The sequence below is a fragment of the Paraburkholderia sp. OAS925 genome (genome assembly GCF_040543975.1).
Taxonomy (GTDB): Bacteria; Pseudomonadota; Gammaproteobacteria; order Burkholderiales; family Burkholderiaceae; genus Paraburkholderia; species Paraburkholderia graminis.
The window spans coordinates 3,912,129-3,927,820 of sequence record NZ_JBEUNO010000001.1 but is presented as its reverse complement, the minus strand read 5'-3'; the positions used below and the strand labels follow the sequence as shown (position 1 = coordinate 3,927,820).

Annotated in this window: 17 protein-coding genes; 8 read left to right on the top strand and 9 right to left on the bottom strand. The window is 64.3% G+C overall.

The features are described 5' to 3' along the window. Positions 1-9 precede the first annotated feature (9 nt). Together rpsI and erpA are read left to right on the top strand one after the other, a co-directional pair. Positions 10-402: a 30S ribosomal protein S9 gene (gene rpsI, locus ABIE53_RS17260; RefSeq protein ID WP_007180423.1), complete on the top strand. Its 393-nt coding sequence runs from the start codon at positions 10-12 to the stop codon at positions 400-402. A 177-nt stretch (positions 403-579) separates the two neighbouring features. Then, on the top strand, positions 580-945 hold the full coding sequence (gene erpA, locus ABIE53_RS17255; RefSeq protein WP_029968241.1) for an iron-sulfur cluster insertion protein ErpA: 366 nt from the start codon (positions 580-582) through the stop codon (positions 943-945). Positions 946-1,044: 99 nt separating this feature from the next. Here the strand turns inward: erpA and ABIE53_RS17250 are convergent, their stop codons facing one another. Then, on the bottom strand, positions 1,045-2,175 hold the full coding sequence (locus ABIE53_RS17250) for an anhydro-N-acetylmuramic acid kinase (protein ID WP_192698900.1): 1,131 nt from the start codon (positions 2,173-2,175) through the stop codon (positions 1,045-1,047). A 250-nt stretch (positions 2,176-2,425) separates the two neighbouring features. Here ABIE53_RS17250 and tyrS point away from each other — a divergent pair, with 250 nt between their 5' ends. From tyrS to ABIE53_RS17235, 3 genes are all read left to right on the top strand, one after another. After that, positions 2,426-3,679, top strand: a complete 1,254-nt coding sequence (gene tyrS, locus ABIE53_RS17245; RefSeq protein WP_006049907.1) for a tyrosine--tRNA ligase — start codon at positions 2,426-2,428, stop codon at positions 3,677-3,679. 49 nt (positions 3,680-3,728) lie between these two features. Further along, complete coding sequence (gene dtd / locus ABIE53_RS17240) at positions 3,729-4,199, top strand: D-aminoacyl-tRNA deacylase (RefSeq protein ID WP_006049908.1); 471 nt, start codon at positions 3,729-3,731, stop codon at positions 4,197-4,199. A 66-nt stretch (positions 4,200-4,265) separates the two neighbouring features. After that, complete coding sequence (locus ABIE53_RS17235) at positions 4,266-4,937, top strand: histidine phosphatase family protein (protein WP_006049909.1); 672 nt, start codon at positions 4,266-4,268, stop codon at positions 4,935-4,937. Positions 4,938-5,067: 130 nt separating this feature from the next. On the opposite strand, the gene ruvB is transcribed toward ABIE53_RS17235, so the two are convergent. The 3 genes from ruvB to ruvC form a co-directional block, all read right to left on the bottom strand. Then, positions 5,068-6,132 (bottom strand): Holliday junction branch migration DNA helicase RuvB, encoded by a 1,065-nt coding sequence (ruvB, locus tag ABIE53_RS17230; protein ID WP_006049910.1) that lies wholly within the window; start codon positions 6,130-6,132, stop codon positions 5,068-5,070. Between the two features lie 121 nt (positions 6,133-6,253). Then, complete coding sequence (gene ruvA, locus ABIE53_RS17225; RefSeq protein ID WP_006049911.1) at positions 6,254-6,835, bottom strand: Holliday junction branch migration protein RuvA; 582 nt, start codon at positions 6,833-6,835, stop codon at positions 6,254-6,256. A 54-nt stretch (positions 6,836-6,889) separates the two neighbouring features. Further along, positions 6,890-7,432: a crossover junction endodeoxyribonuclease RuvC gene (gene ruvC, locus ABIE53_RS17220; protein ID WP_006049912.1), complete on the bottom strand. Its 543-nt coding sequence runs from the start codon at positions 7,430-7,432 to the stop codon at positions 6,890-6,892. Between the two features lie 128 nt (positions 7,433-7,560). Here ruvC and ABIE53_RS17215 point away from each other — a divergent pair, with 128 nt between their 5' ends. Next, complete coding sequence (locus tag ABIE53_RS17215; protein ID WP_006049913.1) at positions 7,561-7,800, top strand: hypothetical protein; 240 nt, start codon at positions 7,561-7,563, stop codon at positions 7,798-7,800. Positions 7,801-7,951: 151 nt separating this feature from the next. Here the strand turns inward: ABIE53_RS17215 and purH are convergent, their stop codons facing one another. The 5 genes from purH to ABIE53_RS17190 form a co-directional block, all read right to left on the bottom strand. Continuing rightward, positions 7,952-9,517, bottom strand: coding sequence for a bifunctional phosphoribosylaminoimidazolecarboxamide formyltransferase/IMP cyclohydrolase (purH, locus tag ABIE53_RS17210; protein WP_006049914.1), 1,566 nt, complete (start codon positions 9,515-9,517; stop codon positions 7,952-7,954). Positions 9,518-9,573: 56 nt separating this feature from the next. Next, complete coding sequence (locus ABIE53_RS17205; protein ID WP_006049915.1) at positions 9,574-9,807, bottom strand: Fis family transcriptional regulator; 234 nt, start codon at positions 9,805-9,807, stop codon at positions 9,574-9,576. Further along, positions 9,804-10,880, bottom strand: coding sequence for a tRNA dihydrouridine synthase DusB (gene dusB, locus ABIE53_RS17200; protein ID WP_044021263.1), 1,077 nt, complete (start codon positions 10,878-10,880; stop codon positions 9,804-9,806). Before dusB ends, ABIE53_RS17205 begins: the two co-directional genes overlap by 4 nt. A 217-nt stretch (positions 10,881-11,097) precedes the next feature. Next, positions 11,098-12,372 (bottom strand): UbiH/UbiF/VisC/COQ6 family ubiquinone biosynthesis hydroxylase, encoded by a 1,275-nt coding sequence (locus ABIE53_RS17195; protein WP_006049917.1) that lies wholly within the window; start codon positions 12,370-12,372, stop codon positions 11,098-11,100. A 6-nt stretch (positions 12,373-12,378) separates the two neighbouring features. After that, positions 12,379-13,785: an aminopeptidase P N-terminal domain-containing protein gene (locus ABIE53_RS17190; RefSeq protein ID WP_006049918.1), complete on the bottom strand. Its 1,407-nt coding sequence runs from the start codon at positions 13,783-13,785 to the stop codon at positions 12,379-12,381. Positions 13,786-14,041: 256 nt separating this feature from the next. On the opposite strand from ABIE53_RS17190, the gene ABIE53_RS17185 reads away from it, so the two are divergent. Both ABIE53_RS17185 and loiP read left to right on the top strand, forming a co-directional pair. Next, positions 14,042-14,656, top strand: a complete 615-nt coding sequence (locus tag ABIE53_RS17185; RefSeq protein ID WP_006049919.1) for a glutathione S-transferase C-terminal domain-containing protein — start codon at positions 14,042-14,044, stop codon at positions 14,654-14,656. A gap of 258 nt (positions 14,657-14,914) precedes the next feature. Then, positions 14,915-15,673: a metalloprotease LoiP gene (gene loiP / locus ABIE53_RS17180; protein ID WP_006049920.1), complete on the top strand. Its 759-nt coding sequence runs from the start codon at positions 14,915-14,917 to the stop codon at positions 15,671-15,673. Positions 15,674-15,692 lie beyond the last annotated feature (19 nt).

Sequence of the window (15,692 nt, the reverse complement as noted above, 5' to 3'; positions counted from 1 at the left end):
GGAGCCCACATGATCGGTAACTGGAATTACGGCACGGGCCGCCGCAAGAGCGCCGTCGCACGCGTCTTCATCAAGGCTGGCAAGGGCGAGATCATTGTCAACGGCAAGCCTATCGCCGATTACTTCTCGCGCGAAACGTCGCTGATGATCGTGCGTCAGCCGCTGGAACTCACGAACCACGGCGTCACGTTCGACATCAAGGTCAACGTGAACGGTGGCGGTGAAACGGGTCAAGCCGGTGCGGTTCGCCACGGCATCACCCGCGCGCTGATGGACTACGACGCAACGCTGAAGCCGGAACTGTCGAAGGCTGGCTTCGTTACGCGTGACGCTCGTGAAGTCGAACGTAAGAAGGTCGGCTTCCACAAGGCACGTCGCCGGAAGCAATTCTCGAAGCGTTAATCGTTTCGGGTGCGAACCGGCTTATCGCTGGAACGCAGCAAAAGCCGCCAACGCTATCGCGAAGGCGGCTTTTTTTATGGTGGCGGCACCCTGTAAGAACCCATTGATTTTGTGGGCATCAGCACGATATTGAGATCAGCCCTACAATAGCGGTTAGAAGCTTTCTGGAGAGTTCGAATGAACGCAGTCACCGACACACCCGTGACCGAGATGCCCGCCCCCTTCGTTTTTACCGACGCAGCGGCTGACAAGGTCAAGCAACTGATCGAAGAAGAAGGCAATGCGGACCTGAAACTGCGCGTTTTCGTGCAGGGCGGCGGCTGCTCGGGCTTTCAATACGGCTTTACGTTCGACGAAGCCGTCAACGAAGACGACACCGTCATGAACAAGAGCGGCGTGCAATTGTTGATCGATTCGATGAGCTACCAGTACCTGGTGGGCGCTGAGATCGATTACAAGGACGACATCAACGGCGCGCAATTCGTGATCAAGAATCCGAACGCAAGCACCACTTGCGGTTGCGGATCGTCGTTCTCGGTTTAAAGCCGGGTAGACAGCGTATTGCATAAGAAACGGGGCTTCGGCCCCGTTTTTTATTGGCGGCGCGGCAAAGCGAGAGCCTCCCTCCGCGCGAATCAACCCTCAGCGCGGATAAATCGCCCCCAGTACCCGCTCAGCGCTCGCACCCGTCACGGCCGGCAAACTGCCCGGCAGGCGCGCCACGCAGCGCATCGCGAGCCACGCAAACGCGAGCGGCTCGACCTGGCTTGGCGGCACGCCGAGCGCGTCGGTGGTCATCACCGGCACGCCGCTCGCGCCGCTATCGTCCAGCGCCTGCTGCAAGGCCTTCATGATCTCGGGATTGCGCGCGCCGCCGCCGCATACGTAGACCGCTTTCACATCCGATGCATGCCGTTCGATCTCTCGCGCCACCGACACCGCGGTCAGCGCGACGAGCGTCGCCTGCACATCGGCGGGCGCGAGCCCCGCGAACGGCTGCAGCCTGGCGTCGAGCCACTCGGCGTTGAACAGATCGCGCCCGGTGCTTTTGGGCGGCTGTTGCGCGAAGAACGGCTCGTCGAGCAGCGCGTTCAGCAGCGAGCGGTCGACCTGGCCGCTGGCCGCGAAATGACCGTTTTCATCGAACGGCTTGCCGAGATGGCGTTGCGCCCATTCGTCGAGCAGCGCGTTTGCCGGCCCGCAATCGAAGCCGCGCACGCTGCCGGTCGCATTCAGGATCGTGATATTGCTGATTCCGCCAAGATTGCAGACAACGCGCGTTTCGTCCTTCGAGCCGAACACGGTTGCGTGAAACGCGGGCACGAGCGGCGCGCCCTGGCCGCCTGCGGCGACGTCGCGGCTGCGGAAATCGGCGATCACGTCGATATGCATCATTTCCGCGAGCAGCGCCGGGTTATTGATCTGCCGCGTATAGCCCTTTTCCGGCCGATGCCGCACCGTCTGCCCATGCACGCCGATCGCGCGTACCTCGGCGGCGGACACGTGGCAGCCGCGCAGCAGCTCGTGACAGCACACGGTATATCGCGTGGCGAGCGCGTTGGCGGCGAGCGCCTCGCGTTCGATCTCGTTTTCGCCCGGCTGTTGCAGCGCGAACAGCGCCTCGCGCAGGCCCGCCGCGAAACCGACGAACGCCTCGGCCAGCACCACGGGCGGCTTCCCGTCGGCGAACCGGACGGCCACGCCGTCCACGCCGTCCATGCTCGTGCCTGACATCAATCCAAAGTAGACGCCGTCTGCGGGCTCTTGCGCCACGTTGCTGCTCCTGTCGATGATGAGTTGCGGGTTCATTGCCGCCAGTCGGCCGCTGTTTCTGCCGCCTGTTGGCGAAGGTTGTAGCAGATTATCGGCGCAAGCGCGGTCGAAGATGAAGCGCGTCGCCATGCTTCGCTGGTCGTCCGGCTGCGAATGCCACGCGTATACAGGCGCTCGAGCCCGCTTCAGTGGGCGCGGCGGCGCGCATCTATGGGACAATCTGTTTTTTTCGCGACTTCAAGTTTCCAGCATGAGCACCGAGTCCAACAAGCCGAACCCCGCCGCCCCCGCTTTCCCGATCACCGACGAAGTCCGTCACGCGCTCGCCATTACCAAGCGCGGCGTCGACGAATTGCTGATCGAGGAAGAATTCGCGCAAAAACTCGCGAAGAGCGCGGCTACCGGCACGCCGCTGCGCATCAAGCTCGGGCTCGATCCGACCGCGCCGGACATCCACATCGGCCACACGGTCGTGCTGAACAAGATGCGCCAGTTGCAGGACCTCGGTCACACGGTGATTTTTCTGATCGGCGACTTCACGTCGCTGATCGGCGATCCGTCGGGCCGCAACGCCACGCGCCCGCCGCTCACGCGCGAGCAGATCGAATCGAACGCGAAGACGTATTTCGAGCAGGCTGCGCTCGTGCTCGATCGCGAGAAGACCGAGATCCGCTACAACAGCGAATGGTCGATGCCGCTCGGCGCCGACGGCATGATCAAGCTCGCGTCTCGCTACACGGTGGCGCGCATTCTCGAGCGAGAAGATTTCACCAAGCGTTTCCAGAGCGGCGTGCCGATTTCGATCCACGAATTCCTGTACCCGTTGATGCAGGGCTACGACTCGGTTGCGCTCAACGCCGACCTCGAACTCGGCGGCACCGATCAGAAGTTCAACCTGCTCGTTGGTCGCGAACTGCAGAAGCAGTACGGCCAGGAGCAGCAATGCATTCTGACGATGCCGCTGCTGGAAGGCCTCGACGGCGTCGAGAAAATGTCGAAGTCGAAGAACAACTACATCGGCATCAGCGAAAAGCCGACAGACATGTTCGGCAAGCTGATGAGCATTTCCGACACGCTGATGTGGCGTTACTTCGAACTGCTGTCGTTCCGTCCGATGGACGAGATCGCGGCGTTCAAGCGTGAAGCCGAGGCAGGCCGCAATCCGCGCGATTTCAAGGTCATGCTGGGCCAGGAAATCGTCGCGCGTTTTCATTCGCCGGCCGACGCCGAGCGCGCGCTCGAAGACTTCAACCACCGCGCGAAGGGCGGTGTGCCGGACGATATTCCGGCGGTCGCGCTCGCCGGCGCGCCGCTCGCGATCGGCCAGTTGCTCAAGCAGGCGAACCTCGTGCCGTCGACGAGCGAAGCGCTGCGCAATATCGAGCAGGGCGGCGTGAAAATCGACGGCGCGACCGTCTCGGACAAGGGCTTGAAAGTCGAGGCGGGCGAGTACGTCGTGCAGGTCGGCAAGCGCCGCTTTGCGCGCGTCACGCTGACCGCCTGACTATGACCGTGCGTGCGATGAATCGTAGCGCACAGCCGGAGCCCGTCCGATGATCGCGTTGATCCAACGGGTGCGGCGCGCCGAGGTGCGTGTCGTGGAGGGCGGCAACGAGCGCGTGACCGGCGCCATCGGCGCGGGCCTGCTCGCGCTTGTCTGCGCGGAGCGCGGCGACACGCAAGCCGCGGCCGACCGGCTGCTGGCGAAGGTGCTCGGCTACCGCGTGTTCAGCGACGCCGCCGGCAAGATGAATCTGTCAGTGCAAAACGTGGACGGCGCGGGGCGTGCGGGCGGCTTGCTGCTGGTGTCGCAGTTCACGCTGGCCGCGGACACGAACAGCGGGCTGCGTCCGAGCTTCACGCCCGCCGCGCCGCCGGACGAGGGCAAGCGTCTGTTCGACTATTTCGTGTCGGCGGCGCGCGCGAAACATCCCATCGTCGCGACCGGCGAATTTGGCGCGGACATGCAGGTGTCGCTCGTCAACGACGGCCCCGTCACCTTCTGGCTGCAAACCAACGCCTGAACGTCGCGCGGTTCTTGCGACAATAGCGGCCTGGCACAACCGGCGAACAGCGCCCACTTCGATCCCATGACCACGCAGATCCTGTTTATCCGGCACGGCGAGACCGACTGGAATCGCATCAAGCGCATTCAAGGGCATATCGACATTCCGCTCGCCGAAGCGGGTCTCGCACAGGCGCAGAAACTGGCTCGCCGTATCGCCGATGACGTGAAGCACGGCGCGCGGCTCGACGCGATTTATTCGAGCGATCTGCAACGCGCGCGGCAAACCGCGCAGCCTATCGCCGACGCGCTCGGCTTGCCCGTGCAGTTGCGCGAAGGCTTGCGTGAGCGTTCGTACGGCGCATTCCAGGGCCACGACAGCGACGAAATCGCCGCGCGTTTTCCCGACGAATACGCGCATTGGCAGACTCGCGATCCTGGCTTTGCGCCGCCCGAAGGCGAATCGCTGCGCGTGTTCTACCATCGCGTGTTGCATGCAATTGAGCCGCTTGTGGCCGCGCATCCGGGTGGCCGGATCGCCTGCGTCGCGCATGGCGGCGTGCTCGATTGCGTGCGCCGCTTCGCGTGCGGCTTGCCGCTCGATGCGCCGCGCGACTACCCGCTGTTGAACACGGGCGTGAACGTGGTCGATTACGACGACGGGCGCGCGACGGTGGTGTCGTGGGGCGATGTATCGCATCTCGACGCACCGAGCGCCGACGACAGTTTCAAGAAGGTGCCGGAACCGGGGCGGTAATCAGGCGTTGGATGCGTCGGGCGGTGCGCGTTGCGCCGCCTGCGCGCAGGGCCATGCCGCACGCTGAACTGAACTCAGCCCTCACGCGGCTAAGCCGCACATCAACTGAACTCCCACACCCAATCCGCACTCAACTCGCAGCCGAGTCCCACAAGCCAGGCAGCCCGCTCGACGCTTCCGGCGCCGCAAGCCCGAAGTGCCGGTAAGTGAGCAGTGTCGCCACGCGGCCGCGCGGCGTGCGCTGCAGGAAGCCTTGCTGGATCAGATACGGCTCGAGCACGTCTTCGATCGTGTCACGTTCCTCGCCGATCGCCGCCGCCAGGTTGTCGACGCCGACCGGTCCGCCGTCGAACTTGTGCAGGATCGCTTCGAGCAGCTTGCGGTCCATCAGATCGAAGCCGACCGCGTCGACGTCGAGCATGCGCAGCGCCGCGTCGGCCACTTCCGCGGTGATGTTGCCGTCGGCCTTGACCTCAGCGAAATCGCGCACGCGCCGCAGCAGCCGGTTGGCGATACGCGGCGTGCCGCGCGCGCGCTTCGCAATTTCAAATGCGCCGTCCGGATGAATCTGCGCATTCAGCAGCGAAGCCGAACGCGTGACGATGCGCGCAAGTTCCTCGGCGTTATAAAACTCGAGCCGCGCAACGATGCCGAAGCGATCGCGCAGCGGATTCGTCAGCATGCCCGCGCGGGTGGTCGCGCCGACCAGCGTGAACGGCTGCAAGTCCAGCTTCACGCTGCGCGCGGCTGGCCCTTCGCCGATCATGATGTCGATTTGATAATCCTCGAGCGCGGGGTACAGGATTTCCTCGACGACCGGCGAGAGCCGGTGAATTTCGTCGATGAACAGTACGTCGTTGGCTTCGAGATTGGTGAGCAGCGCGGCGAGGTCGCCCGCGCGTTCGAGCACTGGTCCGGACGTCTGCCGCAGATTCACGCCCATTTCGCGCGCGATGATATGCGCGAGCGTGGTTTTGCCAAGACCCGGCGGCCCGAACAGCAATACGTGATCGAGCGATTCCGAGCGGCGCTTCGCGGCCTCGATAAAGATTTCGAGCTGGCCGCGCACCTTTTCCTGCCCGACATATTCTTCGAGCTGACGAGGGCGCAACGCGCGTTCGAACGCTTCCTCGTTCGGCGAGACGGGCGTGGCCGCGATGATGCGCTCGGCGGCGAGTTTGTCGGTTTCGATCATCCGGTCATTGTACCGCGCGAGGAGCGCGGCGAAACCCGGCCGAATGGCCAGGGTGCGCGGCTTCGCAAACTGTGGAAAGCTTGCTGCATCGGTCGTGCGGCCCGCGCACTGTGAAAAAGCCTCAGGCCTTCGACAAGGCCTTCAACGCAAGCTTGATGCCTTCGGACACGCCCGTGCCGGCCGGCACGTTTTTGACTGCGGCGAGGGCTTCCTTCTCCGAGTAGCCCAACGCGAGCAGCGCATTGAGAATGTCCGACGCGTGACCGGATGCGGACACCGTGCCGGCCATCGCGCCCAGGTCGGCGCCGAGCTTGCCCTTCAACTCGAGCAGCAAGCGCTCGGCCGTCTTCTTGCCGATGCCCGGCACGCGCGTGAGGCGCGCGGCGTCCTGCAGCGTGACCGTCTGCGAGAGCTCGTGCACGCTCATGCCGGAGAGCACGGCGAGCGCCATGCGTGCGCCGATGCCGGAGATCTTCAGCAGCTCGCGGAAGGTCGAACGTTCCTCGGCGGTGCCGAAGCCGTACAACAGGTGCGCATCTTCGCGCACGATCATTTGCGTGAGCAGCACGACGCGCTCGCCAGTGGACGGCAGGTTGTAGAACGTGCTCATCGGCACGTCGACTTCATAACCGACGCCGTTGCAATCGACGAGCAGATGCGGCGGGTTTTTTTCCAGCAGAACGCCGGCAATGCGACCGATCATGGCGAGTTCGAACTTGTGAGAAAGGGCGAGTGTAGCGCAGCGCGTGCCGCGCACCTATCCCACCAGACGCCCGCGTCTGACCCGCAGCCCTTTCTTTGCAAGCGATGGCGCGATGCCGCCGAGCGTGCTCAACGTCGTGCCGCCGTGCGCGTGACAGATCGCCATGCCGAGCGCGTCGGCGGCGTCGGTGCCCGGCACGCCGGAAAGATTGAGCAGGCGCACGACCATCTGCTGCATCTGCTCCTTGGTCGCGCGGCCGTAGCCGACCACCGCCTGCTTCAACTGCAGCGCGGTGTATTCGGCAACCGGCACGCCGCCCGCGACGAGGCCGCAAATGGCCGCGCCGCGCGCCTGACCGAGCAGCAAGGTGGACTGCGGATTGACGTTGACGAACACTTTTTCGATCGCCGATTGATCCGGCGAGTGCTGGCGAATCAGCGTCGAAATGCCTTCGAAAATAGTGCCGAGGCGCGACGGCAGATCGGTGTCGGCGGTCTTGATAACGCCGCTCGCGACGTAGCTGAGCGTGTGTCCGCTTTGGTCGATCACGCCGAAGCCCGTCACGCGCAAGCCGGGGTCGATGCCAAGAATTCTCATGAAGTGCCGCACATGCGGTTAAAGCCAGGTGCCTGCGATACTACAACAGACGCGCCGCACGGCGGCCCGCAAAAGGCGGCGCGGGCGGAATAAAAACTGCTGCGTCTGTCGGAAGGAGGTGATCGGATATGCAGCGCTATGGAAACAGAAGCGGGACATCCGGCGTCGTGGCCTACGAAATCGGCGATAACTTTGTCGCTGCCCGCTTTAACTCGGGCACGACGTATTGGTACTCGAAAAAAAGCGTCGGCGTCAAACACGTCGCGGCGCTCAAGCGGCTCGCGAAACAGGGCGAGGGTCTCGGCACCTACATCAGTCAGCATCCGGAAGTGAGGGACGGCTACGAGCGCAAGGACCCACCGGACTGATCACCTATGACGCCTCACGAACGCCGACGGCCCAACGCTGACCGCCGCAGGAGCACCAAAACAAAACGGCCCGGCGGAAAATTCCACCGGGCCGTTCTATCGTCTCTTACCCTGGACACGGCAAAACAACACGCCGCCGCTCAAGCCAATATCAATGCCGGAAGTGACGCACGCCGGTCAGCACCATCGCGATGTTGTGCTCGTCCGCGGCGCTGACCACTTCGTCGTCGCGCATCGAGCCGCCCGGCTGGATCACGCACGTCGCGCCCGCTGCCACGACCACGTCGAGGCCGTCGCGGAACGGGAAGAACGCATCCGACGCCACCGCCGAACCGGTCAGGGCCAAGCCCGCGTTCTGCGCCTTGATGCTGGCGATGCGCGCCGAATCCACGCGGCTCATCTGACCCGCGCCGACGCCGAGCGTCATGCCGTTGCCGCAGAACACGATCGCGTTCGACTTCACGTACTTGGCGACGCGCCAGGCGAACAGCAGATCGTCCATCTCCTTCGGCGTGGGATGACGCTTCGTCACCACGCGCAATTCGCGCGGCTGCACGTTTTTCGAATCGAGCGATTGAACCAGCAGGCCGCCGCCCACGCGCTTCAGATCGAACGCGTTATGGCCTTCGCCCAGCGCGATTTCCAGCAGACGCACGTTCTGCTTCGCTGCGAAAACCTGGCGCGCTTCGGCGCTGAACGACGGCGCGATCAGCACTTCGACAAACTGCTTGGCCACTGCTTGCGCGGCGGTTTCGTCCACTTCGCGATTGAACGCGATGATGCCGCCGAACGCCGAAGTCGGATCGGTCTGGAACGCCTTCGAATACGCTTCGTTCGCGTCCGCGCCCACCGCCACGCCGCACGGATTCGCGTGCTTGACGATCACGCAGGCCGGCACGTCGAAGGTCTTCACGCATTCCCACGCCGCGTCCGAATCCGCGATGTTGTTGTACGACAGTTCCTTACCCTGCAACTGGTTGTAGTTCGCCAGCGCGCCGGCCGGCACCGACAGATCGCGATAGAACGCAGCGCTCTGATGCGGATTTTCGCCGTAGCGCAAGTCCTGCACCTTGTCGAAGGCGAGGTTGAACGTAGCCGGATAAGCGTTGCGCGACGAGTGTTGCAGTTCGTCGGTGAGGCTCGTCAGATAGTTGGTGATCGCGCCGTCGTATTGCGCGGTGTGCGCGAACACCTTGGTCGCGAGACGGAAGTTCGTCTTGTACGAGACCGCGTTGCTGTTCGCGCGCATTTCGTCGAGCACGACCGCGTAATCAGCGGGATCGACCACCACGGTCACGTCGCGATGATTCTTCGCGGCCGAGCGCAGCATGGTCGGTCCGCCGATGTCGATGTTTTCGATCGCGTCTTCCAGCGAGCACTCTTCCTTCGACACCGTCTGCACGAACGGGTACAGGTTCACGACCAGCAGGTCGATGGTCGGAATGTCGTGCTTCTCGAGCGCCGCCATGTGTTCCGGCAGATCGCGGCGCGCGAGAATGCCGCCGTGCACCTTCGGATGCAGCGTTTTCACGCGCCCGTCCAGCATTTCCGGGAAGCCCGTGTAGTCGGCGACTTCGGTGACGGACAGACCCGCGTCCGCGAGCAGTTTCGCGGTGCCGCCGGTCGACAGGATCTTGACGCCGAGGTCCGACAGCGACTTGGCGAAGTCGACAATGCCGGACTTGTCGGAAACGGAGATGAGCGCTTGCTTGATCATGATGAAGACGAAAAGCCGAAGGGAAACGTGGCAGGGCGCGAGAAAACTAGAACCCGCTACAACAGACCATGCTGTTGCAGCTTCTTGCGCAGCGTATTGCGGTTGATGCCGAGATACTCGGCGGCCAGCGACTGATTGCCGCCGGCCTGCTCGAGCACCACTTCGAGCAGGGGTTTTTCAACGCACGAAATCACCATGTCATAGACGTCGTGCGGATTCGAGCCGTCGAGATCCTGGAAGTAGATGCCCAGGCTGTCGCGGACAGATTGTTCGATATTGTTCTTGCTCATGCAGCTAGTCGGTCGGTGTGGTTCTCGCCCTGGTTGTCGAGCCCGGCATCGCCGGGTGATTCGTCGACGTAGACGAGGCGGTCGGAGATCGCCTTCTGCGCGTCGAAAAATTCGTTGACGGCGAGGAGTTGTTCGCGCGTGCTGTCCAGCGTATTCATGCGATGCCGGAACAGGTTGGCGCCGGAAAGGCCGCGAGTGTACCAGCCGATGTGCTTGCGCGCAGTGCGAACGCCCGTAAATTCGCCGTAGAAACCGTAGTGATCTTGCAGGTGCTCGTTCATGACCTGCTGGATTTCGTCGATGCGCGGCGGCGGCAGCAACTCGCCCGTTTGCAGGAAATGCTCGATCTCGCGGAACAGCCACGGACGCCCCTGCGCCGCGCGGCCGATCATGATCGCGTCGGCGCCCGTCACGGCGAGCACATGGCGCGCTTTTTCCGGCGACGAAATGTCGCCGTTGGCCACGACCGGAATGCGCACCGCCGCCTTGACCGCGGCGATGGTCTCGTACTCGGCGTCGCCGTGATACAGGTCGGCGCGCGTGCGGCCGTGCACGGTCAGCATGGAGATGCCGGCGGCCTCGGCGAGACGCGCGACGTTCAGCGCGTTTTTGTTCTCGCGATTCCAGCCCGTGCGGATTTTCAGCGTGACCGGCACCGCGTCGGGACCGACGCCCACTGCCGCGACCACCGCCTCGACGATGCGCTGCACGAGCGGCTCGTTTTGCAGCAGCGCCGAACCGGCCGCGACGTTGCAGACCTTCTTGGCCGGACAGCCCATGTTGATGTCGATGATCTGCGCGCCGTTCGCGACGTTGTAGCGGGCGGCTTCGGCCATCATGTCGGGGTCGGCGCCGGCGATCTGCACGGCGATCGGCTCGACTTCGCCCGCGTGGTTCGCGCGGCGCATGGTTTTCTCGCTCTTCCACAGTTGCGCGTTCGACGCGACCATTTCCGACACCGCATAGCCCGCGCCGAGCCGTTTGCAAAGCTGGCGGAACGGACGATCGGTGACGCCGGCCATGGGCGCGACGAACAGGTTGTTACGCAGATTGTGCGAGCCGATGGTGGGCATGACGTGGACGCGCGCGCCGCCGATTGTTCGATTCGTCAATCGGAGCATTCGCGAAATGCGAGGGAAAACCGCCATTTTAGCGTTAACAGATAGCCCGCACTTCAATTGCGGGCGTCGTAACCCATTAAATCTTCTATGAAAGTGGCCGGCGTCATAGAGTCGGCGCCGCTCGCGCGAGGGTTCGCGCGAGGGTTCTTGGTTAAGTGGCCCGCGCTTGTCAGCGGCGCTGTCCGAACATCATTTGACGCGCGAGCGCGGTCTTCACCGGCGGCACGAATTCCAACGCGGTGAGCGCAAGCCCGCGCATGATCGCGAGCGGCGCGAAGTCGACGGTGAAAAGGCGCGCGAGCGTGTCGGTGGCGCCGATCGTCAAGCGCCGGTCGAGCGCGCGACGCTGCGCGAAAGTGGCGAGCGCAAGCGTCGTCGGGCCTTCCGCCGACAATGCGTCGGCGAGCGCGTGCGCGTCGCGCAAACCCAGATTGAGCCCTTGGCCCGCAACCGGATGCAGCGTCTGCGCGGCATTGCCGATGGCGACGACCCGGCCGCTCACCTGCGTATCGACGGCGTTCAACCCGAGCGGGAACGACGCCCGTCCCTTGATGTGCGTGAAGCGTCCCATGCGTCCGCCGAATGCGGCGCCGAGTTCGCGCAGGAATTCGTCGTCGGGAAGCTGCGCGCGGCGCGCGGCTTCTTCGGGCGCGCAGCACCAGACGAGCGCGTAGTCGGCGCCGCGCACGCCGCCCATCGGCAGCAAGGCAATCGGGCCTTCCGGCGTGAAGCGTTCCCACGCGACATGCGGTTGCGGCGTCGACACGCTCACCGTGCCGACCAGCGCCGTTTGCCCGTAGTCGCGTGTGCCGGGTTTATCGGCGCCTTTGTCCGCGCCATTTGTGGCGCTGTCTCCCTCGCGCTTTCCAGCCTTCTGCGCACCCCGCTGATCACCGAACAAACCGCCTTCCGCGCTCACCAGAATGCGCGTGCGCAGCCGGCGCGTGACGCCCGCGGTTTCGATCGGCAGCGTGACGCCGTCGTGTTCCTGAACCGGCGCCGCGGCGGACGTCGAACGGAACCAGTGGACTCGCGTTGCATGCACCGCTTCGGCCAGGCCGTGCACGATCGAGCCGTAGCGCAGCACGTAGCCGAGCGCCGGCAGTCCGTGCTCGCCGTGATCGATCAGCGTGCGGCCGAAGTGTCCGCGCTGCGAGACATGGATGCGCTGGATCGCGGTTGCGTCGGCGGGCCAGCGCAGCGGTTCGAGGATCATGCGGCTGCCGTGCGAGACGGCGATCGCGCGCGGGTCCGCGATCGAATCTTCGGGCTCGCGTGCGTCGATCAGCGCGATCTTCAGCTCGCGCGTCGCGCTGCGGCGCGCGAGCCAGCCGGCAAGCGCGAGTCCGACCGGCCCCGCGCCGACGATCGTCACGTCGAAATCGAAATGCTGATTGAGCGCCGCGGGCTTCAGGATGACCGTGGACGGAGAAGCATCGTTCATGGCCGGTTACGTCCTTGTCTGCTGAGCCGCGCGGGCTTCCTGCATCAGCGCCTCGATTTCGTCGGCGGCCACCGGCACGTCGCGGGTAATCAGTTCGCAGCCCGTTGGCGTGACGATCGCGTCGTCCTCGATGCGGATGCCGATGTTCCAGTAGCGCTCGGGCACGCCTTCGGCCGGCCGGATGTACAGGCCGGGCTCGATAGTCAGCGTCATCGACGCCTGCAGTGTGCGCCACGGCAGCACGCCTGCCTCGTCGCGCGGCGCGCCGCGCTCGCGGTAGTCGCCGACATCGTGCACGTCCATGCCGAGCCAGTGGCCGGTGCGGTGCATGTAGAAGGGCGCGTAGGCGCGCTCGGCGATTACGTCGTCGACGGAAGCGAACTTCGCACGGTCGACGATGCCCGTGTCCAGCAAGCCTTGCGACAGCACGCGCACGGCCGCCTGATGCGGGTCGTCGAAGGTCGCGCCGGCGCGCGTCGCGTCGACGGCGGCCTGCTGCGCGGCCAGCACGATGTCGTACAGCTCGCGCTGCGCCGGCGTGAAGCGGCCGCTCGCCGGGAAAGTGCGCGTGATGTCGGACGCGTAGCCGTCGAGTTCGCAGGCCGCGTCGATCAGAATCAGGTCGCCGTCCTGCGCAATCGCGTTGCCGGCCGGGTAGTGCAGCACGCACGCATTCGCGCCCGCGGCGACGATCGACGTGTAAGCGGGCGCCTGCGCGCCGAACTTGCGGAACGTGTAGAGCAGCTCCGCTTCGAGTTCGTACTCGCGCACGCCGGGACGGCACGCGGCCATCGCCCGGCGGTGCGCCTGCGCGGAAATTTGTCCGGCGCGGCGCATGATGGCGAGCTCGTGGTCGTCCTTGATGAGCCGCATCTCGTCGAGTAACGGCAGCAGATCGCGCGCGGCCGTGGGCGCCGCGACGCCGCTGCGGCCCTGCGTCCGCACGGCTTCGAGCCAGCCGCGCACCTGGCCGTCGAGTTCGTCCGACATGCCGAGCGCGTAGTGCAGCGACGGCTTGTCCGCGAGAAGCCGCGGCAGGTGTGCGTCGATTTCGTCGAAGGGAAACGCGGCGTCAAACCCGAACGCGACACGCGCGCCGTCGGGCCCGAAACGGAAACCTTCCCAGATCTCGCGCTCGACGTTTTTCTCGCGGCAGAACAGGATCGACGCGGGCTCGCCGGGAGCGGCGCTTGCGTCGAGCACGAGCAGCGCCTCCGGTTCGGTGAAGCCGGTCAGGTAGTAGAAGTAGCTGTCGTGCCGGTAGGGGTAGTCGGCGTCCCGGTTGCGCAGCGCTTCGGGCGCGGTCGGCACGATGGCGACGCCGCCGCCCGCTGCACGCAGCGCGGCGAGTACGCGCTCGCGGCGCGTGCGGTAGACGTCGATGGCGATGGTGGGTTCGGTCGGCTGGTTCATCGTGCGATTGTAGCGCCCAATGCGCGGACGAATTTGCGCCGGCGCGTTGGGGCGGCGCGTTGCGCGGGCGCGCGGGATTGGTCGGGGCCAAACCGCCCCTTGGCCATTCAGCCAGCTAGACGGCGCGCGCGCGGCGCGGCAATGTTGCAATCCATCCACAGCGACTGAGCGTGCGGCTCGCGAAGCGGGCGCGGGGCGCTCGCGCACGCCGCTCAGCACTTATACTTTCGCCGGATTCAGAAAAAGGCAGATGGCAATGATGAAACTCATCGGTTCGCTCGCCAGCCCGTTCGTGCGCAAAGCGCGCATCGTGCTGGCCGACAAGAAGATCGACTACGAGCTGGTGCCCGAGAACGTCTGGGCGCCGGACACCCGCATTCATACCTTCAATCCGCTCGGCAAGGTGCCGTGCCTTGTGATGGAAGACGGCGAAGCGGTGTTCGACTCACGCGTGATCTGTGAGTACGTGGACACGCTGTCGCCGGTCGGCAAGCTGATTCCGCAATCGGGACGCGAGCGCATCGAGGTGCGCTGCTGGGAAGCGCTCGCCGACGGTCTCCTCGACGCCGCCGTGCTGATTCGCCTCGAAAGCACGCAGCGCACGCCGGAGCAGCGCGTCGACGCCTGGGTGGCGCGCCAGCAGCGCAAGATCGACGAAGCGCTCGTCGCGATGTCGCAAGGGCTCGCGGCCAAGCCGTGGTGCGCGGGCAATCACTACACGCTCGCCGATATTGCGGTGGGCTGCGCGTTGGGCTATCTGGATTTCCGCATGCCGGAGCTGAACTGGCGCGATGCGCATCCGAATCTCGACAAGCATTTTCAGAAGCTTTCGCTGCGCCAATCGTTTATCGATACTGCGCCGGCCAACTGAGCAGCTAAATAAAAGCGAAGTTGCTAACGGATAAGGCAAGTTTGCAAAATTGCGTTAATCGTACTTTCAAAGTCATGAATTAAAGCTTTCAGTTGTGGTAAAAAAGCGCCTGCCCTCAGGCGCTTTTTTTCGTCTGTCGCGTGGGCAATGGTCATGCAGTCAACATATCCGGCGTTTTCGCGCCGATATGCGCCGTTGCAAATGGGCGGCGAGTCCATCGCGCCGTCGAACGAATAACACCACAAAGAGACTTTCATAATGAAACCGTATCGCCTTGTTATTGCCGCTTCCGTCTGCTCGCTGTTTGCCGCGTGTTCCAGCGTCAGCAACCTGGACCCGTCTTCGCTGATTCAGTCCGGCCAACTGGCCACGCAGGCCGCCACGCTGTCGGACGCCGACGTGCGCGCGCTCACCGACAAATCGTGCGCGCAACTCGACAGCGAAAACACAATTGCGCCGGCCAACAGCAAATACCAGAAGCGCCTGAACAAGATCGCCGCGCAACTGGGCGACAACATCAACGGCACGCCGGTGAATTACAAGGTGTATGTGACGAAGGACGTCAATGCCTGGGCGATGGCGAACGGCTGCGTGCGCGTCTACAGCGGCCTGATGGACATGATGAACGACAACGAAGTGCGCGGCGTGGTCGGCCATGAAATGGGCCACGTGGCGCTTGGCCACACGAAGAAGGCGATGCAGGTCGCGTATGCGACGTCGGCGGTGCGTTCGGTGGCGTCGTCGGCGGGTGGCGTTGCAGGCGCGCTGTCCGGCTCGCAATTGGGCGAGTTTTCGGAAAAGCTGATTAACGCGCAATTCTCGCAAACGCAGGAAAGCGCCGCCGACGATTATTCGTTCGATTTGCAGAAAAAGAAGAATCTCGATCCGTCGGGTCTCGTCACGGCGTTCAACAAACTCGCGCAAATGGACGGCGGTAAATCGAGCATGCTGAGTTCGCATCCGGCATCGCCGGCGCGTGCGCAGCATATTCAGCAGCGCATTGCGTCGAATCAGTAAGCCTGGTTTGAGCGGATGA